The 22,579-nt window shown below is 27.6% G+C and carries 22 protein-coding genes; 12 read left to right on the top strand and 10 right to left on the bottom strand.

Annotation, left to right across the window (positions count from 1 at the left end):
• Positions 1-112 precede the first annotated feature (112 nt).
• The 3 genes from hisA (at position 113) to hisIE (ending at position 2,355) form a co-directional block, all read left to right on the top strand.
• Positions 113-850 carry a 1-(5-phosphoribosyl)-5-[(5-phosphoribosylamino)methylideneamino]imidazole-4-carboxamide isomerase gene (gene hisA, locus ACJJVY_RS03080; RefSeq protein WP_405605014.1) on the top strand — a complete coding sequence of 246 codons (738 nt, stop codon included), beginning with the start codon at positions 113-115 and terminating at the stop codon, positions 848-850.
• Positions 851-915: 65 nt separating this feature from the next.
• Positions 916-1,671 carry an imidazole glycerol phosphate synthase subunit HisF gene (gene hisF / locus ACJJVY_RS03075; protein WP_405605012.1) on the top strand — a complete coding sequence of 252 codons (756 nt, stop codon included), beginning with the start codon at positions 916-918 and terminating at the stop codon, positions 1,669-1,671.
• An 84-nt stretch (positions 1,672-1,755) separates the two neighbouring features.
• On the top strand, positions 1,756-2,355 hold the full coding sequence (gene hisIE, locus ACJJVY_RS03070) for a bifunctional phosphoribosyl-AMP cyclohydrolase/phosphoribosyl-ATP diphosphatase HisIE (protein ID WP_405605010.1): 600 nt from the start codon (positions 1,756-1,758) through the stop codon (positions 2,353-2,355).
• Position 2,356: 1 nt separating this feature from the next.
• Here the strand turns inward: hisIE and ACJJVY_RS03065 are convergent, their stop codons facing one another.
• The 4 genes from ACJJVY_RS03065 to ACJJVY_RS03050 form a co-directional block, all read right to left on the bottom strand.
• Positions 2,357-2,851, bottom strand: a complete 495-nt coding sequence (locus ACJJVY_RS03065; protein ID WP_405605008.1) for a hypothetical protein — start codon at positions 2,849-2,851, stop codon at positions 2,357-2,359.
• A 197-nt stretch (positions 2,852-3,048) separates the two neighbouring features.
• Entirely contained in the window at positions 3,049-3,186 is a 138-nt protein-coding gene (locus ACJJVY_RS03060; RefSeq protein WP_405605006.1) for a hypothetical protein, read from the bottom strand.
• A gap of 1 nt (position 3,187) precedes the next feature.
• Entirely contained in the window at positions 3,188-3,481 is a 294-nt protein-coding gene (locus ACJJVY_RS03055) for a hypothetical protein (RefSeq protein WP_405605004.1), read from the bottom strand.
• A 7-nt stretch (positions 3,482-3,488) separates the two neighbouring features.
• Positions 3,489-3,644 (bottom strand): YqaE/Pmp3 family membrane protein, encoded by a 156-nt coding sequence (locus tag ACJJVY_RS03050; RefSeq protein ID WP_405605002.1) that lies wholly within the window; start codon positions 3,642-3,644, stop codon positions 3,489-3,491.
• A gap of 245 nt (positions 3,645-3,889) precedes the next feature.
• Between ACJJVY_RS03050 and ACJJVY_RS03045 the strand changes: the two genes are divergently transcribed.
• Positions 3,890-4,771 (top strand): polysaccharide lyase family 7 protein, encoded by an 882-nt coding sequence (locus ACJJVY_RS03045; RefSeq protein WP_405605000.1) that lies wholly within the window; start codon positions 3,890-3,892, stop codon positions 4,769-4,771.
• Between the two features lie 219 nt (positions 4,772-4,990).
• A complete protein-coding gene (locus ACJJVY_RS03040) occupies positions 4,991-5,134 on the top strand; it encodes a hypothetical protein (protein ID WP_405604998.1) in 144 nt (47 codons plus the stop codon).
• A 218-nt stretch (positions 5,135-5,352) separates the two neighbouring features.
• On the opposite strand, the gene ACJJVY_RS03035 is transcribed toward ACJJVY_RS03040, so the two are convergent.
• Complete coding sequence (locus ACJJVY_RS03035; protein WP_405604996.1) at positions 5,353-6,849, bottom strand: hypothetical protein; 1,497 nt, start codon at positions 6,847-6,849, stop codon at positions 5,353-5,355.
• A 150-nt stretch (positions 6,850-6,999) separates the two neighbouring features.
• Here ACJJVY_RS03035 and yiaA point away from each other — a divergent pair, with 150 nt between their 5' ends.
• Positions 7,000-7,485, top strand: a complete 486-nt coding sequence (gene yiaA, locus ACJJVY_RS03030; protein WP_405604994.1) for an inner membrane protein YiaA — start codon at positions 7,000-7,002, stop codon at positions 7,483-7,485.
• 118 nt (positions 7,486-7,603) lie between these two features.
• Here the strand turns inward: yiaA and ACJJVY_RS03025 are convergent, their stop codons facing one another.
• A complete protein-coding gene (locus ACJJVY_RS03025) occupies positions 7,604-8,836 on the bottom strand; it encodes a S41 family peptidase (protein ID WP_405604992.1) in 1,233 nt (410 codons plus the stop codon).
• A gap of 96 nt (positions 8,837-8,932) precedes the next feature.
• Positions 8,933-9,736 carry a LytTR family DNA-binding domain-containing protein gene (locus ACJJVY_RS03020; protein WP_405604990.1) on the bottom strand — a complete coding sequence of 268 codons (804 nt, stop codon included), beginning with the start codon at positions 9,734-9,736 and terminating at the stop codon, positions 8,933-8,935.
• A 121-nt stretch (positions 9,737-9,857) separates the two neighbouring features.
• Between ACJJVY_RS03020 and ACJJVY_RS03015 the strand changes: the two genes are divergently transcribed.
• The 4 genes from ACJJVY_RS03015 (at position 9,858) to ACJJVY_RS03000 (ending at position 12,831) form a co-directional block, all read left to right on the top strand.
• Positions 9,858-10,745 (top strand): EamA family transporter, encoded by an 888-nt coding sequence (locus tag ACJJVY_RS03015; protein ID WP_405604988.1) that lies wholly within the window; start codon positions 9,858-9,860, stop codon positions 10,743-10,745.
• A 115-nt stretch (positions 10,746-10,860) separates the two neighbouring features.
• A complete protein-coding gene (hpf, locus tag ACJJVY_RS03010) occupies positions 10,861-11,163 on the top strand; it encodes a ribosome hibernation-promoting factor, HPF/YfiA family (protein ID WP_405604986.1) in 303 nt (100 codons plus the stop codon).
• Positions 11,164-11,201: 38 nt separating this feature from the next.
• Positions 11,202-12,308: an alkene reductase gene (locus ACJJVY_RS03005; RefSeq protein WP_405604984.1), complete on the top strand. Its 1,107-nt coding sequence runs from the start codon at positions 11,202-11,204 to the stop codon at positions 12,306-12,308.
• Between the two features lie 13 nt (positions 12,309-12,321).
• Entirely contained in the window at positions 12,322-12,831 is a 510-nt protein-coding gene (locus ACJJVY_RS03000) for a redoxin domain-containing protein (RefSeq protein WP_405604982.1), read from the top strand.
• Positions 12,832-12,992: 161 nt separating this feature from the next.
• On the opposite strand, the gene ACJJVY_RS02995 is transcribed toward ACJJVY_RS03000, so the two are convergent.
• The 3 genes from ACJJVY_RS02995 to ACJJVY_RS02985 are packed head-to-tail and all read right to left on the bottom strand — an operon-like array spanning position 12,993 to position 19,785.
• A complete protein-coding gene (locus ACJJVY_RS02995) occupies positions 12,993-13,886 on the bottom strand; it encodes a transglutaminase domain-containing protein (RefSeq protein ID WP_405604980.1) in 894 nt (297 codons plus the stop codon).
• Positions 13,886-16,423: a circularly permuted type 2 ATP-grasp protein gene (locus tag ACJJVY_RS02990; protein ID WP_405604978.1), complete on the bottom strand. Its 2,538-nt coding sequence runs from the start codon at positions 16,421-16,423 to the stop codon at positions 13,886-13,888. The genes ACJJVY_RS02995 and ACJJVY_RS02990 overlap by 1 nt, the downstream gene beginning before the upstream one ends.
• A gap of 14 nt (positions 16,424-16,437) precedes the next feature.
• Entirely contained in the window at positions 16,438-19,785 is a 3,348-nt protein-coding gene (locus ACJJVY_RS02985; protein ID WP_405604976.1) for a DUF2126 domain-containing protein, read from the bottom strand.
• Positions 19,786-20,102: 317 nt separating this feature from the next.
• Between ACJJVY_RS02985 and ACJJVY_RS02980 the strand changes: the two genes are divergently transcribed.
• Together ACJJVY_RS02980 and ACJJVY_RS02975 are read left to right on the top strand one after the other, a co-directional pair.
• A complete protein-coding gene (locus tag ACJJVY_RS02980; RefSeq protein WP_405604974.1) occupies positions 20,103-21,569 on the top strand; it encodes a circularly permuted type 2 ATP-grasp protein in 1,467 nt (488 codons plus the stop codon).
• A 9-nt stretch (positions 21,570-21,578) separates the two neighbouring features.
• Entirely contained in the window at positions 21,579-22,529 is a 951-nt protein-coding gene (locus tag ACJJVY_RS02975) for an alpha-E domain-containing protein (protein WP_405604972.1), read from the top strand.
• Positions 22,530-22,579 lie beyond the last annotated feature (50 nt).

Below are 22,579 nucleotides of genomic sequence, written 5' to 3'. Positions count from 1 at the left end.
GTGATTTTTTAGGAATGAAAAAAATATATCGAGAACATTTATAACATCTCGATACAATTTCGATGAAAAATCGAAATCACTCGATGTGACAAGAATTAAAACAAAAACTATTGTGAGAATAATACCAGCCATAGATATAATTGACGGAAAATGTGTTCGTTTAACTAAAGGAGATTACGATACAAAGAAAATTTACAATGAAAATCCGTTAGAAGTTGCTAAAGAATTTGAAGCAGCAGGTATCGAATATTTGCACGTTGTAGATTTAGACGGAGCAAAAGCAAGTCAGATTATAAACTATAAAGTATTAGAGCAAATAGCTTCTAAAACCAATTTAAAAATTGATTTTGGTGGTGGATTAAAATCTGATAAAGATTTAGAAATTGCTTTTAATTCTGGTGCAAACCAAATTACAGGTGGAAGTATTGCAGTAAAAAATCCACAAATTTTTGAAAGTTGGATTGCTAAATATGGTTCAGAGAAAATAATTTTAGGAGCCGATTTTTATCCTGATAATTCAGGAGGAAAAATTGCAACCAATGGTTGGCAAGAAGAAAGTTCTTTAGAATTGATTCCGTTTATTTCTGATTATCAACAAAAAGGAATTCAGTATGTAATTTGTACAGATATCTCTAAAGATGGAATGTTACAAGGACCAAGTTTTGATGTTTATAAAGAAGTTTTATCAGAAGTAAAACCTTTAAAACTTATCGCTTCTGGAGGAATTTCAACATTCGATGAATTGCCAAAACTAGCAGAAAATGGTTGCGAAGGTGTAATCATAGGGAAAGCGATTTATGAAAATAAAATCAGCTTAAAACAATTAGAGAATTTTATAATAAAAAAATAGCCATTTGTTTTTAGCAGTTTGCTATTTGCGAACAGCCAAAAGCCAAGAGCCAAAAGCTATAAAAAATGTTAACAAAAAGAATAGTACCTTGTTTAGATATTAAAAACGGAAGAACTGTAAAAGGGGTAAATTTCGTTAATTTAATTGATGCTGGAGATCCTGTAGTTTTAGCAAAACAATATGCTGAATTAGGTGCAGATGAATTGGTTTTTTTAGATATTGCTGCCACTTTAGAAAATAGAGGTACAACTTTAGATATGGTTTTAAAGGTTGCGGAACAAGTAAACATTCCATTTACAGTTGGTGGTGGAATTTCTTCTGTAGAACATGTAGATAAATTATTAAAATGTGGAGCAGATAAAGTTTCTATCAACTCATCTGCGGTAAAAAGACCAGATTTGGTAAATGAATTGGCAGAAAAATTCGGGAGTCAATGTGTTGTTGTTGCAATTGATGCAAAACAAATTGATGGAGAATGGTTTGTACATTTAGCAGGCGGTACAATTCCTACAGAAATTAAATTATTTAATTGGGCAAAAGAAGTTGAAGAAAGAGGAGCAGGAGAAATTTTGTTTACTTCTATGAATCATGACGGAACAAAAGGAGGTTTTGCAAATGAAGCTTTGGCACATTTATCAGAATTACTAAATATACCAATTATTGCTTCTGGTGGAGCAGGAACAATTCAGCATTTTGCAGATACATTTACAAAAGGAAAATCTGATGCAGCTTTGGCAGCAAGCGTTTTTCATTTTGGAGAAATTCCTATTTTAGAGTTAAAACAAGCATTAAAAGAACAAAATATTCCAGTAAGACTTTAGTAAAATGTTATTTCGAGTAAAATCGAGAAATCTTATATTTTATAGATTTCTCTATTACAGTAGAAAAGACAAAAAATATAGATTATGAACATAGATTTCAATAAAAATAACGACGGATTAGTACCCGCAATCATTCAAGATGCAACAACAAAAAACGTGTTGATGTTAGGTTATATGAATGAAGAAGCTTTTGCAAAAACCAAAGAAACAAAGTTGGTTACTTTCTTTTCTAGAACTAAAAACCGTTTGTGGACCAAAGGGGAAGAGAGTGGAAATGTCTTGAATTTAGTGGATATAAAACTAGATTGTGATAATGATACTTTGTTGATTTTTGTAAATCCAAAAGGGCCAACTTGCCATACGGGTACAGATACTTGTTGGAATGGAGAAAACAACCAAAATTATGGTTTCTTTTCTACTTTAGAAGATGTTATTACAGAAAGAGTAGCAAATAAAGACACTAAAAAATCTTATGTAGCAAACTTATTTGCAAAAGGGATAAACAAAGTTGCGCAAAAAGTAGGTGAGGAGGCTGTAGAAACAGTTATTGAGGCTATGGATAATAATGATGAATTGTTTTTATACGAATCTGCAGATTTATTATTCCATTATTTAATGTTACTACAAGCAAAAGGGTTTACTTTAAAAGATATTGAGGCTGAACTAATCAGTAGACATAAATAGATTAGTTTGTTGCTGTAAGAATTAAGGTTTGGCTGTAATTTCCTTTATCACCAGCAGCAAAAACCATTTTGTTTTCTGTTAATTCTTCAAGTTCTAGAATTGTAAGGCGTGTTTTAAAATCATCATTTAAAGACTCACCTCTACTAATATTTATAAAAATACGTCCTTCCAATTCATTAAAAGAATAGGTTAAAGTAGCAGCTTGTTCTGTTGGGTTATTAAAAAAACAACTTATAGCACCTAAATCTGCTTCAGCTTCATTATTATCTTTATAGAAAGTAAATGAATCGTCTGTATAGCAATCATTAAATTCGCTTAAAATATTAGAGTTGTAATTACTGTAAAAACTATCTACTTGCCAAGTTTTGGAACTGTTATTATCTATTTTTTGTAAATCATATATTGTAAACCTAACATCTAACTCATCATCATCTTTATTACAGTTGTATAAAAGTAAAGTTGATAAAGTTAAAATTAATAAATAGATGTGTTTCATTAGATAAGTTTTTAGTTTCTTTAAATGTGATTTAGCAATTATTATGCCACCATTTAAAATATAACTTTTAACTTTAAATAATACTGATGTTAAATTAAAAAGCAGACATAAATAGAAATTTATATTTTTTGAAGAAAACAAAACCTAACAAGTATTTTACTTGTTAGGTTTTATTTTTTTTCTAAGATTTTAATAGTTTATTCTATTTCCTTATCAGGAATGTAGTTAATCCCTGTTCTGTTGTTTGAAATGGCGTTACCATCATCATTGAAATTTAAGGTTAAATTCTTTTTTTTAGTTATTTTGCTTAGTGTAACATCTTCTTTATTCATCATGTTATTTAGTGTTTTTAATTGTATCTATCTCTAAATTTTCATTTTCCTCACTCCCAATACTATATAATTGGTTCTCTTCATCTTTTAATGTTTCTTTCGTTTTATTTTTTGGTAATTTTCTACCAGGTACATCTAACGCTTGTCCACTAAAATCAGGTTCATTTACTTTGTTTTTTAAAAGTTCGTCATCCGCATTATCATTTCTAAGATTTCCAGCTTTGTCTCCTAAAGCTTGTAAATCTTCTTTTGTAATATCTGAATTATATGTATTCTTCTCTGTTTTCTTTGTTTCCATAATTAAATTATTTATTATTTACATAAAGTGCATGTACAACTCCTGGTAACCATCCTAAAATAGTTAATAAAATACTTAGTAAAAATTGCGTTCCAATTCCATGTTTTAAAAAAACGGCTAAAGGGGGTAGTAATACACTTATTATTATTGTTAAAATTGACATAGTTCTTTTGGTTTGTTTATGCTGCAATTTACATACACAAAAAGTTTTGAATGATCGTTATAGCTATTTTTATTAACTCATAAACTAATTATAATAGACGATAAATTATCTATCATAGTTTTAAAAGTAACATTATTAGCGTATTACTGATTAATTAAATTGAATAAAAATGGAAAGATATTATGCCTATAAATAATTAGTATATTTATGGGCCTTTTTACTAGTTAAAAATAAACCTTGTTATTATGTTTCAAATTAAAAATGGATATTATTTTATCTTACTTTTTCTTATTTTAAGTAACTGTACAAGTAGTTCTTCTAAAGAGGGAGAGATTATAGAAGATGATGAAATAGAAGATATTGATGATGTAGTTGAAGTTAGTAATTTTGTTTGGAAAAACTGGTATTTATCAGTGCCAATTGATAGGGCAGATGGCTCTAAAAAAGCAACTTCTATATATTCTGATGATATTCTTGCAGATAATTTAACATCCGAAGAGAAAAAATATTTCTATAAAAATGATGATGGAAGCTATACTTTTTATACACAATTTACAGGATTTACAACCTCTGGTGGAGCAGATTTAGATGCTGGAAAATATTGTAGAACAGAATTAAGAGAGTACTGGAAAGGTGTAAATGATACTGATGATAATTGGTATATGGATTCTGGAACACATGAAATGGAATCTACACTACAGGTTAATTTTTGTGAAGGAAATGGACAAACTTACGTAGCTCAAATCCATGGAAAAGCTAGTACAACTTTATCTGGTTCTCCTGCAACTGTAAAAGTTCAGTGGAAAAATGGTGATATTGTTATCGAATATTATGTAAAACCAGACAATGGAGTTTGGACAAGTAATTATGATGAAAAAATAACGATTGCTAAAGTAGATAATGAGAAGTTTACTATAAAACTGCGTGTTGTTAATGGTGTTTTACAATATGCGTTAATTTGTGAATCTAAAAGTATAAATCAAGAATATACCGATTTATATGATTATAACAGTAATGGTTATAATTTTGATAATTATTTTAAAACAGGGAATTATTTTAAATGGAACGAAGATTATACCGAAGCTGCTGAAGTAGTTTTATATAGTGTTATAACCAATCATTATTAATTTAGATTGTTAAAAAGTATTTACTCTATTTTAAAGAATAAAATTGAAAATTTTGCAAAATTAATTGGTATATGTATAAAACTTTTGCTCATATAAGATTCATTTTAATCCATATAAAATTTTAACTTTTATAGTTTAATCTTAACAATTATTAACAATATATTATTTTATAACAAGCTGTTTTTATGTAATTTAGATTCGAATTTAAAATTAATGAAGATGAGTACAATTAAAGAAAGTAGAAAATTTAAAAGAACAAAGACGCAAGATAACCCTATGAGTTTAGAAGGGGTTAAAGACAAAAAAAACAAACAATTTAGTATTGATAATGATACTATTATTGAAGAAAAAGATAAGTCATAAAATTACGAGACTCTTAAATAACACCTCTTTAGAAACTCTTCTAAAGGGGTGTTATTTGTTTGAAATAAATATTTAATCCATTCATTAAATTACTTTTAATTTTAGGTAATTTTAGGTAATTTTATTTCAATTATTTCTCTAAATCAATTAAAAAAACATTTGATACATGGTATACAGAAATTGTATTATACAGTGTAAAATAAATAATATTTAATCTTTTAGTTGTTAATCATATTTAAAGTGACCGTATAAATATCTTGTTTTGTCATTTTTGATTTTAACCAAGCAAAGAAACTTATTAAAAAAATATCTTCTTTTTTAATAATTACCCAATTAAATGATTTTTCTACTTTATTATAAAACTCTTCAGAAGTTACTATAGCTGGATTTTTGTAATAAATTTCAACCAATTTTAAAAATATAATTACCCGTTCTTGGTTAATTTTAGATAAATTGATAAAGTAATTTCTTTTAAAACTTTTTAATCTAGAATCTACCAAATCAACATTACTCATGTCTATTTGAAGTAAAATATCAATTAAACTCTTTTTTATGGTCCAAACAATACCTGCTTTTTCAATATATTTTTTATCCGTAAGATAAAATTTTGCCATTATTTTTTGCGCTTTTTCTAATTGATTATTCTGAAAATAAAAGACGACTAAACAAAGTAAAAGGTCTAGTTGATGTATAATGTCTACATTTTTTCTATCAATATAAGGTGCTAATAGATTAATTGCTTCTTTAGATTTATTACTATAATTAAAGTTTAGGGCAAGTATTAAATGGTATTTAGGTAAAAAAACATTGTAATATTTTTGTTTTTTCCCTTTCATGTGCAAAAACATGATATCTAAATACTTTATAGATTCTTCAAACTTTTTATTTCTAAAAAGTACATTTGCAATAAGATATAAAATTTTTAAATGATAAAAATGCTGCTTGTCCTTAGAGTTATGATTTTTAATAATATTATAAGTATTAATAATAAATTGTTCAACATTCCAATAATCAAAATATTGAGCAGACGAAATACTTGTAATTTGAATTATTTGATACAAAGATTTAAAAGATAATGCATTTGAAATTACAATATTTTGCTCTTTTAAAGTGTTTTCAATTAAAGTTTTAATATCTAAAGTACTTTTTTTTTGATGATATTTAGCCAGAGAAGTTCTAATTTTAGCATACACAATGTTTAAATTATCTTCCATTAATAAATGTTGCTGATTTTCTTTAAATTCTAGTACTAAGCTTTCTAAATTAATAGATTTAACTAAGTGTGCATATTGAATTTTAGTATGAAAAATTTCATTTAAAATGGTAAATAATTGATGCTCTTTAGCAATTATAGATGTTTTATCTAAAATTTGATAACCAATTTTAATCTGTCCCTTTTGTAAAAAGTTTCTTGCAGAGAGTATGTATTTTATTAACTGCATATCTATAGAATTTTCTTCTTTGATACTTAAATTGGCTGTAAAATCTATTAAAGATTTGAACAAACGCTTTCTTAAAGCATGTAAAGCAGCTTTATTTTGTTTTCCGTATAATTTTTCTGAAACTTCTACAGAAGATAAATTATCAATTAATAAAAGTTTTACTAATTGCACGTTTTTTGTGTCTTTTCTTTTATTTTTTTTAATCAAAAAAGCTATAAAATCTTGTTGTTGTTGTTGTGGAAATGTGGTTAATATTTCTTTTATATTTATCATTATATCGTCAGTAAAATATCTATAAATATACTAAATAATAATATTTTAAATTATTTAGTAGTTTTTATATCGTCAGTAAATATTAAAAATTGAATTTTACAAACTTTAAAAGTGTCGCAAATTTATATCATAATTATTAAACTAAATATTATGAATTATCAAACAAAATCTTCTTTTAACGAAGAAACTAAAAAACAAAGTAAAAAGAGTAAAATAGTTAACCAACTAAACTCAAAACCAACTTCTGCTTATATTGGTGCATCTTGGGGAGTTTTATCTATTGGTTTAGTAACTTACTGCATTGGTTTATGGAATGCAGGTATGGAATTAAATGAAAAAGGATATTATTTTGCCATACTTTTAATGGGAATTTATGCAGTAATTTCTTTACAAAAAGCTGTTAGAGATAAAGCAGAAGATATTAAAGTAAGTGAAATGTATTATGGAATAAGTTGGGTTATTGTTATTTTGTCAATCCTTCTATTGATAATAGGGTTAAGAAATGCCGATTTACTATTAAGTGAAAAAGGTTTCTACGGAATTTCTTTTTTACTAAGTCTATTTGGTGCAATTACAGTTCAGAAAAACATTAGAGATATAGAATTTATCAATAACAAAGAAGAAGAAAAGAGCTAGTTTAGTAATGATTTTTAAAGAACCAAAACTTCATAAGTTTAGACTTATAAAGTTTAAAATTTAAAAAGCTCATAATTAATATGAGCTTTTTTTAATAAAGAATATTATTTTAGAAAGTTTAATACTCATTTATTTTAATCATATCTAAAGTTTGGTCAATCCAATCTTTAGTGTAATCTAATTTTATATCTGGTGTAACACCCTTACTTTCATATTTATAATATTTATGAAAATTCATATCTGTTGGCATTATGGTAAATTTATTAGTGGGAGTTGTATAGCTTCTACCGTAATTTATCCCATAAGCGATAACACCAAAAGTAGTTTGCCCTAAATGTTTTGTCTTTTTAAGTTTTTTTAATTTTAATGTAAATTGTTCTCCATTACTACCTGTTAAGAAATTTGTAATTACATAAACATTTTTATTTTTTAAATATTTTAAAAAATTATCTGAATATTTTTTATTACCACCACTATTAGATCTTAAGTCGATAATTATGTTTTCTGCAGTTAATTTGTCTTTTGTGTTATTAAAAAAAGCTAAAAGCGCTTTCTTTTTACTATTGCTAAAATTTGCAAAATATAAATATTGAGTGTTTTCATTTAGCTGTTTAAATTCAAACTCTTTTTGATCGGTTTTTGGTAGTTCAAAATTAAATTCATTTCCTTCTTTTTTATAACTTAATATTCTACCATTATTAAAACTTAAACTTTTTATCAATCTTGGTGTTTTATTACTTAATCGATATTGATACATATTATATTTAGCGTCATTAATTTTTGTAGCATAAAAACTAATATCTCCAACTTCCCAATTTTTTAAATCATTTTCTAAAACTACACCAATTAAATCTTTTTTATTTGTATCAAAATAGATACCAATTTTTTGTTTACCATAGTTAAAAATACCTTCTAAAGAATTTAAAGGTTGTGTTGCCAAATTGGTTTTTAAATCTGTAATATTTTTAGTTGTCTTTGGATGATTTTTATAAGTGGCTGTTAATTTAAAATCTGCTAATTTTTTATCATCATTTAAAATTTCTTTTGGTAAAAAAGCATCGTTAATTGTTAAACTAGAATGAGAATCGTTAACTAAAGTCATTTGTTTTAATAATAATTGATAACACTTTTCTATTGAAATAGGATTAGTCATTTCTTTAGAGATAACATTATAAGTGTTATTAAAATCATCTAACTTTTCTTCCTTAATTTGTTTTTTAAAAGAAGGCATTTTTTTTATTTTACTAACGATAAAATCTAAATCGATTTTACAATTACAAGTTTCTACTTGAGCATTAAAAGTGCTGGTAGTAAATAATAAAAAAATGGATAAAGTGGTTAAAATTTTCATGAGTTTGTTTTTTAAATTGATTAAACTTTCTAATACAAATTTAGAAAGTAATTGGTTTTAAACTCAATATATATAGGTGTTTGGGGTGAATTGTAGCTATTCTGTGGTAGAATTTATAACAGATTTAACTTCATCTTGATAGGTTTTAGAAACAGGTACTTCTATGTGGTGAAATAAGATAACAAAGAGTTTATTTTTTTCTGTTTTCCATTGTAAAAAATGAAATGGATTGATTACATAAGAACGATGTGTTCTTAAAAGAGTAGGAAACTCATCAGCAATAACAGATAACTTATTTCTGATTAAATTCTTTTTTAATTTTAATTCTCCTCTAGAAAGGTAAAATACTTCAATATAATTATCTGAAGATTTAATGCAAACTATATCATTAAAAAATAAACGCAAGCCCTCATAATTTCCTTGGCCTTTAATTTCTATTTTTTTAGATTCAGTTTTTTTATTTTTATATTTTCCAAAAGCAAAACGACCAAAAATAATTATAGGTAGAATAGTAAGTAGAGCAGGTAAAAAAATGCTTTCTAGCATATATCTAAATTCATAAGGATTTCTGTCATTTGCCATTACTACGTACAAATAGAAGAAGCGTGCAAATATTATTGTACTAATACTTAAAGTGATTAAAAAAAGTATTTCGCTTAAAAGAGTCCAGTTTTTATCTTTTTTCTTGAAGATAAAATATTGAAATGGTAAAAAAATAATGTAACAGAAACCTCCAATTAATCCATATCCTAATAAAAAAAGAGGTTTATCTCTAGAATTTAATTCAGATACATCTAAAGGTTCAGTAAAATATAAGAATATAAAAATCCAAATTACAATACTAAATGCAATTATAAAGTGATGTTTTAATGAAGGATCAAAAGGATATTTTTTATTCAAGGTTAAACTTTTTAATGTTTTATAGCAATTTTTCAAATATAACATTTATCAACTTAGATAGTTAAAAAAAAGTGTATCACAATATTTAGTTCTATTTTTGTTTAGCCTAATAATCTTACAATTGAAAAATAATAAACTCCTTATTATTGCTGCATTTTTCTCTATTTATTTTATTTGGGGATCTACTTATGTTTTTAATAAAATTGCAGTAACTGAGTTACCTCCATTTTTTTTAGTTGCTTTACGCTTTTTAACAGCTGGAGTTTTAATGATTTTTTTAGCATTTTTATTAAAACATGATTTATCTATCAAAAAAAAAGAATTATTAAATTCAGCTATTGCAGGTTTTTTCTTTCTGGTTTACGGTAACGGTGTTTTTGTTTGGGCTTTAAAATATGTAGATAGTGGTTTTGGTGCTTTATTAGCATCTACACAACCGCTATTTGTATTGTTTTTATTACGGTTGATTGATAGGAAGCCTTTGCAAAAAAAATCTATGATTGGTGTTGCTTTAGGTATTGTTGGTATGTACCTATTAGTAAGTCAGCAAGAATTAACAACATCCAAAGGAAGCTTATTAGGTATTTTTATGATATTAACTTGTGTACTAAGTTGGAGTTATGGTAGTGTTTTTGTCTCTAAAGCAGTATTACCAAAAAGCCATTTAGTAAGTACAGGTTACCAAATGCTATGTGCTGGTACAATTTTAGTAATTGCAAGTTTTATTTTTAAAGAAGAATGGGTTTCTCCTTTAGCTTGGAGTACTAATGTACAAATATCAATGTTTATATTAATTGTTTTTGGTGGTATTGTAGCTTTTACAGCATTTAATTTTCTATTAAAAAATGTAGCAACAGAAAAAGTATCAACTTCTGCATATGTAAATCCTGTTATTGCTTTATTTATGGGATGGTTTTTTTTAAATGAAAAATTATCTACACAATCTCTTATTGCATCTGGTATTTTGCTTACTGGTGTTTACTTTATTACTTCAAGAAAAAGAAAATAACGACTCTTAAAATTCTGTTAACTGTTTAAATGAGTTAAACATAATTGCATTTAAGCAAACCCTCATCTTAGTTTTATAATAGTTTTATATCATTATTAATTTAAAATAGAAAAAGATGATTATTAATTTTGAATACCATGATGTGGATGCTAGTAAAAGACTAGAAGAATATGCTAAAGAGAAGTTAGAGAAATTATATAATAAATTTCAAATGATTGTAAGAGCAGATGTGTTTTTTAAAACAGAAAATACATCATCAGATACTACAGGTATGATTTGCAATATTAGAGTAAGTGTACCAGGACCACGTTTATTTGCAGAAGCAAGTCATGATAATTTTATAAGTTCTATTAATGAATCTATACAAGAATTAGACAAGCAACTTACCAAAAAGAAAGATAAAATGGCAACTTACTAATCAGTATAAAATCATTTTAATCTTAAAAACAAATAAACATGACGAAACAATTTTTATTACAAAATTTTAACAATATAACAGGTTTACCACTCAGTAATAGAGTAGTAATGGCTCCAATGACTAGAAGTAGAGCAAATAATAAGGGTAATATACCCACAAGTGATTTACATGGTCTGTATTATGAGCAGAGAGCTTCTGCTGGTTTAATTATTACAGAAGGCTCACAGGTTTCAGAAAAAGCTGTTGGTTACATAAACACTCCAGGAATTCATTCTGAAGAACAAGTTGAGGGTTGGAAGAAAGTTACAGAAAGAGTACATGCAAAAGGAGGTAAAATTTTTATTCAACTTTGGCATGTAGGTAGAATTTCTCATCCAGATTTTCATAATGGAGATTTACCTTTAGCACCATCCGCAATAAATGCAAACGAAACAGTTTTTACACCTGATGGTAAAAAAGAAACTGTAGCGCCTAAAGAAATGTCTAAAAATGACATTAAGCAAACCATAGACGATTTTAAAAATGCTGCTAAAAATGCTATAAAAGCTGGTTTTGATGGTGTAGAAATTCATTCTTCTAATGGTTATTTATTTCATCAATTCTTTAATAAAACGTCTAATATTAGAACAGATGAATATGGAGGAAGTATAGAAAACAGAGCACGTTTCTTTTTTGAAACTTTAGATGCTATTAAAGAAGTTGTTCCAGAAAATAAGATAGGTGCAAGATTTAATCCATCATTAAATGGGATTTTTGGAATGGAAATGGATGATGAAACCATACCAACTTTTGAATATATCTTAAAAAAATTAAACGATTACAATTTAGCTTATGTGCACTTATCAGAACCTTTTAACGATGTTTCTGATATCCCTTATGCAATAGAAAATATTGCCGAACATTCTAGACCAATTTATAATGGAACAATCATTATAAATGCTGGTTTTGATAAAAAATCTGGTAATAAAGTTTTAGAGGACGGTAATGCAGATTTAGTAGCATTTGGAAAATTATATATTTCAAATCCAGATTTAACTGAAAGATTTGAAAAAAATCAAGAATTAGCAGATTGGAATAATGATACTTTTTATACCCCAGGTGCTGAAGGATATACAGATTATAAAAAATTAGAAAATAACAAATAAAAAAATAAATACGATGATAAAGCCAAGAGTAGAAACACCAGAATTAACAATTGATTTAGTAAACGGAACAAAATGGAGTTTGCATGAGCAAAAGCCAGAAAATTTTACGATGATTATTTTTTACAGAGGGTTACATTGCCCAGTTTGTAAAAAACAATTAGAGCAATTAAAAAAGAAGATGAACGACTTTAATGAGAGGGGAGTAAATGTAATTGCAATTAGTGCAGATTCTGAAGAAAGAGCTAAAAAAGCTTATGATGAATGGGATATTGAATCTGTACCACTAGGATATAATTTACCTGTTGAAGAAGGTAGAAAATGGGGATTATTTGTATCTAAAGCTATTAGTGATAAAGAACCAAAAGAATTTTTAGAACCTGGTTTGTTTTTAATTGATAATGAAAACAAAGTGTATTGGGAATCTATACAATCTATGCCATTTGGTAGACCAGAATTTAAAGATGTTTTAAACGGAATAGATTATATTTTAAAAGAAGGGTACCCAGCAAGAGGAGAAGCATAATTATCGCAAATTAGTATTATAATATTAAACTATGTAAGTTTAAAAAAGCTCATGATTGAATTTATTCAATCATGAGCTTTTTAGTTTTTATCTACTGTAAAAGTTAAGTTATTGTCTTAAACTTAAAACTTAAAACTTAAAAGATAATTTTTTTAAGTTTTTTATATAACTGCAGGTCTAATATCTACAGATACTTTCATTTTACTATTACCAGAACCATAAAGTACACCTTTTAAAGGTGGAACATCAAAATAATCTCTACCATAAGAAGTAATTATATGTTGATTTTTTGGTATTTGATCATTTGTAGGGTCAAAATCGACCCATCCAAATTGAGGAATGTACACTGAAAACCATGCATGAGAAGCATCAGTACCAACTAACTTTTCTTTTCCTGGAGGTGGTAAAGTTTCTATATAACCACTTACATATCTTGCAGGTAACCCAACAGATCTTAAACATGCAATACCAATTTGTGCAAAATCTTGACAAACACCTTTTTTAGCTTTCATAACCTCTTCTAAAGGAGTAGCAATGGTACTAAATTGAGAATCAAAAGTAAAATCTTTAAAAATTCTTTGCATTAGTTCATTTGTAGCTTCAAAAACATTTCTATCTGGTTGCAAAGAAACTTCTGCATATTCTTTAATCTTTGGAGAAATATTTTTAATAAAATAAGAATCTAATGTAAATTCATGAACAGATAACATTTCTTCTGTTCCTTTTTTTAATTCATTTATAACGTCTTGTACTGTTGTTTTTTTACAAATTAAAGACGTGTAAATATCTGGTTGTAAATTAAAATTACGCTCAATAATACTTGTGGAATTTACAATTAATTTTTTATGAGGCTGATCTATAGAAAATCTACAAATAGTATTTTTAAAAAAATCTTTGCCCTCTTCTAAATAAGAAGGTAAAGGTGATATTTCTAAAGAATAATCTACCAATTTTTGACCTAAAAACTCTATAGGTTTAAGGTTTGCAATATTATGGCAATGCGTAATTGCCTCATCATAATCATATGCAGTTATATGTATAACTTTAAATAACATTACAGGGATTGTTTTTGATGAATTAATTGTCTTTGTTGTTGATCTGAATGATTGAAATATGTATTTGTAACCGATAAAGATGTTTGGTGTATTAAAGTACTTAATTTAGCTAAAAATTCATCTAAATTAACTCTTGTAAATTCAGTATCATCCATTAAAATGAAACTATCTACATCTATATTTTCTATAAGATCACACGCTTCTTTTATTAACAAGTAAGAATTTGATAATTTAATATCTTGATTCTTATTTGGTAATCTAGAAATATCTCTTCTAATTCTATTTAATTGATATTTTAAAGAACGAGAATATGATTTATCTAAAAGAATTAAATTAATTACGTTTTTTACATTTAAATAAGACCTAAAACTATATCTATAAATGTTTAAACTCTCATGACTGTCTAATAACGACTCTAAAATTTCATACTCGGTTTGTTCATCATATTTAGAAACTAAGAGCGCTCTAGATTTATCTATACTCATCATTGCTTGTTCAGTTTGTAAACCGATAAAGTAGAGTAGAAGACCTTGTTCTACCAAAATACTTTCTTCAATTAAACACATAAAAGCAATTAGTTTAGTAATAATACTATCTAATAATTTTATAACTTTCTTTAAATCAGTATGGTTTTCTGGACTAAATTCGTTCCAAGATTTTGTCGTAGCATCAAAAACCCTCCACATATCTTTAGACCATAAATTTCTTAAAGAGTAATAGGAATTGGAAAAAGCTTGTATAGAATTGGCTAAACTACCTTGTTTATCTTTATCAAATAAAACAATGGCTATTTCTTTTAAAGGGTCTTTAAAAGCAGCTTCTTCATTTGCACCTGTAAATCCAGGGAAAATAGATGTTAAATGAGTTATAGATTTTAATAAAACATGTAAGCTTTTAGAATCAGAATCTACTAGTTCATTCAATACCATTCTTATGTATCTAGCAGTAACTAATGTTCTTGCTAAATATCTACCAGACCAAAATAAATTTTCTGCTGTGTTACTTGGTAAATTATCAATACCAGCTAAAGTATTAGTGTTGTTGTTATGCCAATGATAACGTTGTTTAGAAGATGGTGCTGTTTTAACGGAGTTTGTAACCCAAAAATCTTTACTAGTTCCTCCTCTTTGATTAGAAACACGTAATTTTTCTTTATCTGCAGCAACTCTAACTAATCCACCAGGCATTACACTATAGGAGTTGTCTTTAGCGACAGAAAAAGTTCTACAAACAACTTTTCTTGGTTCTAAGCCTTTATCTGTAAAGTTTGGGGCAGTTGAAAAGGAAATTTTTTCTTGCGCAACAAATCTATATGGTTCTTCTAAAATTTGACTTTTAAGTTCTTCTAATTCTGTCTTACTTAAAAGTTCACAAAAATAAATATGTTCCCTGTTGGTTCTATCTATAGGTTTTACTACAAATTTAGTAAGGTTTTCTAAAACAAAATTCCTTTCTTTTTCCTGACCACACCACCAAGAAGCTATCTGTGGAAGTATTAAATCTTCTTTAAAAAAGTATTTACAGATGGAGTTCATAAAAGGAATTAAACCAGGGTTTTCTAAAACACCACTTCCTATTGGGTTTATAATACTTACGTTCTTTTTTCTAACAGCATTTAATAATCCTGCTACTCCTAAAAATGAATTTCCCTTTAATTCTAAAGGATCTGTATAAGCACCATCTACACGTCTTAAAATAACATCAACCTGAATTAATTCTTTTAATGTTTTAATGTATACTTTATTGTTTCTTACAACTAAATCATTTCCTTTTACTAAAGGATATCCTAAATATGATGATAAATAGGCATGCTCAAAATAAGTTTCATTATGAGGACCAGGGGTAAGAATAACAATTGTTGTATTGTCTTTTTTTACAGGAGCAGAATCTATTAATAATTGATGATAATCTTTAAAAAAAGAAAAAGGTTGTTCTACATGTATATTTCTAGATAAATCTGGTGCAGAACGTCTTATAGAAAATCTATTTTCTAAAGAATACCCCATACCAGAAGGTGCTTCTGTACGATCATTAACCACCCACATTCTACCATCTGGCCCACGAGCCAAATCAGCAGAATGTATAAGTAAGTTTTTAGAAGTATTATATTGTATTTGATCGCAGTTTCTTAAAAAACCACGATGAGCATAGACCACCTCTGGTGGTATAATTTTATTTTTTATAAGTTCTCTTTTACCATAAATATCGTCTAAAATTAAATTTAATAATTCAGCACGTTGTTTTAACCCTTTTTCTATTGATACCCATTCTTTCTGTTCAATAATAAAAGGGATGATATTTAAATTCCAAGGTCTATTTAATCCTTTAGGATCGTTATAAACATTATAAGTTACTCCATTTTCAGCTAATAGCCAATCTATTTGTTTTTGTTTATCTTTAAGCTCTTCTTGTCCTATTGTAGAAAAATTATTTAGTAATTTTTCCCAATTAGGGTTTATCGTCATGTCAGATTTTAAAACTTCATCATAGTCTTCAAAATCATTGAAATATTTTTCAAACAAATTCTTATTAGGCATAAATATTTAGAAAATTATTTTTTCAATCTCAAATCTAAAGTATTAGGGAATTCTGGGTTTTTAGGTATTTCTTGATATCTAAAATGTTTAGAACTTCCTTGTTCTTTTACATTTGTCTCTCTTTCGGTTTGTTCTTCTTTGTTTCTATTTTCTTCTTCATCTATAGTTTCAACTTCTCCTTGAGAGTGGTTAAAATCCCAAAAACGATTAATTCTTCTTGATTCTGCTTCAAAGCTATTAATAGGGTAAGTCTCATAAGAACGTCCTCCTGGGTGTGTTACATAATAAGTACATCCACCAATAGAACGCTTGTTCCAAGTATCAACTATATCAAAAACTAAAGGTGTATCGGCATCAATTGTAGGGTGTAGGGCAGAATAAGGGTTCCAGGCTTTATAACGCACACCTGCAACAAATTCTCCTTTTATTCCTGTGTTTTCAACATTTACTTTTACACCGTTGCAAGTTAAGACAAATCTTTCTTCTGTGAAATTATTTAACTTAACTTGTAGTCTTTCTACAGATGAATCAACATATCTTGCTGTTCCACCGCCTGTCATTTCTTCTCCTAAAACATTCCAAGGTTCTATACCTGCTCTTAATTCTATATCAATATTATTGATTTGCACCATTCCATGTAATGGAAAACGGAATTCGAAAAATGGGTTAAACCATTCTTCATCAAAAGCATAACCTTCTTTGTTTAATTGAGATACAATATCTTTAATATCTTCTCTTACATAATGTTCTAATAAATACTTATCATGTAAACTCGTTCCCCAACGAACTAATTTGTGTTCGTATGGTTTTTTCCAAAACCAAGAAACTAATGTTCTTACTAGTAAATTTTGAAGTAAACTCATTTGAGCATGCGGAGGCATATCAAAACCTCTTAACTCTAATATACCTAATCTTCCTGTAGAAGAGTCTGGGGAATATAGTTTATCGATACAAAACTCTGCTCTGTGCGTATTACCTGTTAAATCTGTTAATAAGTGTCTAAACAATCTATCTGTTAACCAAAAAGGAACTTCTCCATCTTTAGGTATTTGACTAAAAGCAATTTCTAATTCATATAAATTATCTTGTCTAGCTTCATCAACTCTAGGAGCTTGACTTGTAGGGCCAATAAAAGCACCAGAAAATAAGTAAGAAAGCCCTGGGTGATGTTGCCAAAAAGTTAATAAACTTCTTAATAAACTAGGTTTTCTAAGTAAAGGACTGTCTTTAGGGCTAACTCCTCCTAATGTTACATGGTTTCCTCCACCTGTTCCAGTGTGTTTACCATCAATCATAAATTTTTCTGTACCTAATCTTGCTTTTTTTGCTTGATTATAAATTGTAAAAGTATTATCTATTAATTGTTGCCAATTATGAGATGGATGTATATTTACTTCGATTACTCCTGGATCTGGAGTAATTTTCATTGATTCTAATCTGTTATCATGTGGTGGCCCGTAACCTTCTAAAACAACAGGAATATTTAATTCTTTTGCAGTAGCTTCAATAGATGCTAATAAATCTAAATAATTAGCGGCATCATCTAGGGGAGGTAAAAATAGATATAATTTGTCTTCTCTAACTTCTGCACATAATGCAGTTCTAACAAAATAATTTGGTAGATTATTATTAATCCCTTCTAATGAAACTTTTTCTTTTCTTTTAGCCACCATTCGTCTAAAACTTGGTAAACGTTTCTTTTTATCAAAAAGATTTGGTTCGTAAATAGGAAAAATTTCATGTTCTGGTTCTGACTCTAAGGAGTTTAAAGGTAATCTTAAACCTAAAGGAGAATTACCTGGAGTTAAATAAATGTAATTCCTTCTAAATTTCCAAGAACTTGTAAACCAACTACCTTCTGTTTTGTTTAAAGGCAATACATATCCAACAGGAGTAGAAGTACCATTTTCTAAAATTTCTTTTAATTTCTTTTCTGCGATTGAGCTATCTTTATCTTCACCAGGATTAAAATCTACTGGCAATTGTCCTTGTTCCCAAAGAAAATAAAAGGCATCTTCATAGGTAGGTGTAATATGTTTATCGCTAACGTCTAAGTATGTTGTTAAGGTTTCTAAAAATAATTTTTCAGTACCTTTTTCTATTTTAGGAGAACCGCCAACAGCAGTTAATAATTCTGGATTAAACCATATTTTTCTACCATCTTTTCTCCAACATAATTCTGTAGACCATCTAGGTAATGGCTCACCAGGATACCATTTTCCTTGAGCGTGATGTAAAAAACCTCCTTTACCAATTGTATTTAAAAGTCTGTTAGATAAATCTGCAGCACGTTCTCTCTTTTCTGGTCCGTCTGCATCTGTATTCCATTGAGCAGATTCCATATCATCAATAGAAACAAAAGTAGGTTCTCCACCCATTGTAAGGCGAACATCATTTTTTTGTAGTTCTTTTTCTACTTTATGACCTAGTTTTTCAATAGATTTCCATTGTCTGTCTGTATAAGGTTTTGTAACCCTTGGAGATTCAAAAATTCTTTCTACAGAATTTTCAAATTCAAAGGTAGTTTCACACTTATCAGATAATCCAAAAACAGGAGCAGCACTTTCAAAAGTAGGAGTACATGCTAGAGGAATATGACCTTCTCCGGCTAATAAACCAGAAGTAGCATCAAAACCAATCCAACCAGCACCAGGAATATAAACTTCTGCCCAAGCATGTAAATCTGTAAAATCTTCTTCTGGTCCAGAAGGTCCGTCTAACGATTTTTCATCAGATTTTAACTGTACTAAATATCCAGAAACAAAACGAGCACCAAACCCTAAATGACGTAACGTTTGTACAAATAACCAAGCAAAATCTCTACAAGAACCTGTCTTTTTTCCTAATGTTTCTTCACAGGTTTGTACACCTGGTTCCATACGAATGTTGTAATTTAAAAACTCGTATATTTTTTGGTTAATATCAATTAAAAAGTAGATTGTTTTTCTTGGTGTAAAGTCTATGGTCTTAATAAACTCATCAATTAACTTTCCTTTTTCTGTAACTTCTAAATATGGAATTAATTCTTTTTTAAGAACATCAGAATATTCAAAAGGAAATTCTTCTGCGGATTCTTCTACAAAAAAATCAAAAGGATTAATTGTTTTTAAATCTGCTATAATTTCTACTTCTACAGATAGTTCTGTTGTTTTTTCAGGAAAAACTACACGTGCTAAATAATTACCAAAAGGATCTTGCTGCCAATTAAAAAAATGTTCTTTTGGCTCAATGTTTAAAGAATAAGATTCTATAGGCGTTCTGCTATGTGGAGCAGGTCTTAATCTAAAAATATGAGGAGAAAGATTTACAGAACGATCATATATATATTTTGTTTTATGAGATATTACAACTTTTAGTGCCATAGTTTATTTTGTAGGGTTAAATCTAAATGTGAAAGTAATTAAAATGAATTAGAAAAAGGTTATAAATGTTTACGTTATTTAATTTTAAGGTTGTATTTTGAACACGTAAAAAAAAATTAAACTATAACATTTTGTAATTAATAATCTTAAAAATAAAAACATATATAATTTTTGTTTTATGCAAATTATTGATAATTCAAAGTAATTGTAAATATATGTTATATAGTTTAATGTTTAGGAATTTTTTCTAAAAATAATTTAACAAAAGTTGCGGTTTATATAAGAATTTTATTAGTTTTACATTAAAAGTTTATAATTTGAAAACATATAATAAATTACCTATTTTTTCTGCCTATGAATTTGATTCAAGGTTTTATGATGAAATATTTACAGAAGATAAACAAGTGCGAGATGTTTATCAAACATTGTTTAAATTATTTAGTGAGTACTCTGTTAATGATTTTGTTTCATTAAATAATAAAGCAAAAGATGCTTTTTTTAATCAAGGAATAACATTTCAAGTTTATGGAGATAAAGAAACAAAAGAAAAGATTTTTCCTTTTGATTTATTTCCTAGAATTATCGGTAATGATGAATGGTTAAAACTAGAAGCAGGAGCATTACAAAGAAGTAAAGCTCTTAATCTTTTTCTTTGGGATTTATATCATGATCAAAAAATTATTAAACAAGGAATTGTTCCTATAGAGTTAATAAATTCTTCTGCTAGTTACTTAAAGGAAATGAAAGGCTTTAATCCTCCTGGAGGAATTTATAACCACGTTTCTGGTACAGATTTAATTAAACATTCTGATGGTGATTATTACGTACTCGAAGATAATATAAGATGTCCTTCTGGTGTTAGTTATGTTGTTGGTAATAGAGAAGCTTTAAAAAGAACATTATTTGGTGTTTTTGACCATTATAAATCTCATAATGTTTCTGATTATGGGCAAAATTTATTAGAAATTATAGAATCTGTAAAACCAAAAGGAGTAGATTCTCCTAAGTGTGTTGTTTTAACACCAGGTGTTTACAATTCAGCATATTACGAGCATTCTTTCTTAGCAAAACAAATGGGTGTTGAGTTAGTAGAAGGAAGAGATTTGTTTATTGAAAATGATTTTGTTTACATGAAAACTATAAAAGGTTTAGAAAGAGTAGACGTTATTTATAGACGAATAGATGATGAGTTTATAGATCCTTCAGTTTTTAACCCAGATTCTGTTTTAGGTGTTAAAGGTCTTTTTAAATCTTACTTAAAAGGTAAGGTTTGTTTAGTGAATGCACCTGGTACTGGTGTTGCTGATGATAAAGCTATTTACACTTATATGCCACAAATTATTAAGTATTATTTAGATGAAGAACCTATTCTTAATAACGTACATACTTATCATTGCAGTAGACCAGACGAACTTAAATATGTTTTAGAAAACGTTGATAAATTAGTTGTTAAACCTGTTGATGAGTCTGGTGGTTATGGTATTTCTATCGGAAATAAATTAACTAAAGAGGAAATAGAGAAAGTAAAAGCAACAATTAAAGAGAGTCCAAGAAAATATATTGCTCAACCTATTATGTCTCTTTCTACACATGCAACTTATATAGAAGAAGAAAATTCTTTTGAATCTAGGCATGTAGATTTAAGAACATTTACATTATTAGGTAAGGATAAGGATTTTGTACTAAAAGGAGGTTTAACAAGAGTAGCACTTAAAAGAGGTAACTTAATTGTAAATTCATCTCAAGGTGGTGGTTCTAAAGATACTTGGGTTTTAAAAAAATAAAATATATATATGTTAGCAAGAGTAGCCAATAACCTTTTTTGGATGGGACGTTATTTAGAACGTTCTGAGCATATAGCAAGGTATTTAAATGTAAACTATTTTTCTTCTTTAGACGCACCGAGTGAACTTGCTCAGTCTAGAGACTTTGTTTTACGTTCTATGTTGTTTGTAGCGGATGAAGAGGAGTTAAAATTAAATAAAATATTAAACGAAAGAGACGTATTATATGATATAGGTCTTAATCCAGATAAACACTATTCTATTTATAGTTCTATAGGTTATGCACAACAAAATGCAAACGGAGCTAGAGATTTAATATCAACAGAATTGTATGAGTCTATTAATACACTTAACAGAACTGTAAAAAATTATTCTTCAGAACGTTTTGTTAAACACGGTTTGTTTGAGTTTACCAACCTTATAAAATCTAATATTGCTTCTTTAAGAACTAAAATTAGAGCAACCTTATTGCATGATGAAGTATATGCGATTATTATGTTGGGTGTTTATATAGAAAGAGCAAATCAGGTAATTAGAATTATTAATTCTAAATATAATGATGCATTAATAGAGAGTGTTGATTTTGATACGCCCGTAAAGACTAGTTATGAGTGGACAACTTTATTAAAATGTGTAGAAACTTATGATATGATGAGAGGTCATTATAGAAAAACACCTTCTAGCCATAATGTTTTAGAGTTTTTAATATTAAACCCACATTGTCCTAGGTCTATAATGAATTCTTTAAATAGTATTCATTATTATATGAGTTTTTTAATAAAAGAAGAACATCCGCATAAGGATTCTGCAGCTTTTTTAATCGGTAAATTAATGTGTGAATACCGTTATAAATGTATTGAGGATTTTCAAGAAGATTTAAAGGGATTTATAGAAAATTTAGTTGATGATTTGTCTTTGGTAGGAGAGAGGATGGATGCAGATTATTTTAGTCTATACTAAAAAATAAAATTTTAGAAAAAGAGCACATTTATGTGCTCTTTTTTGTTTTA

Source organism: Polaribacter sp. Asnod1-A03, from assembly GCF_045063585.1.
Taxonomy (GTDB): Bacteria; Bacteroidota; Bacteroidia; order Flavobacteriales; family Flavobacteriaceae; genus Polaribacter.
This window is presented reverse-complemented; position numbering and strand designations above follow the sequence as displayed.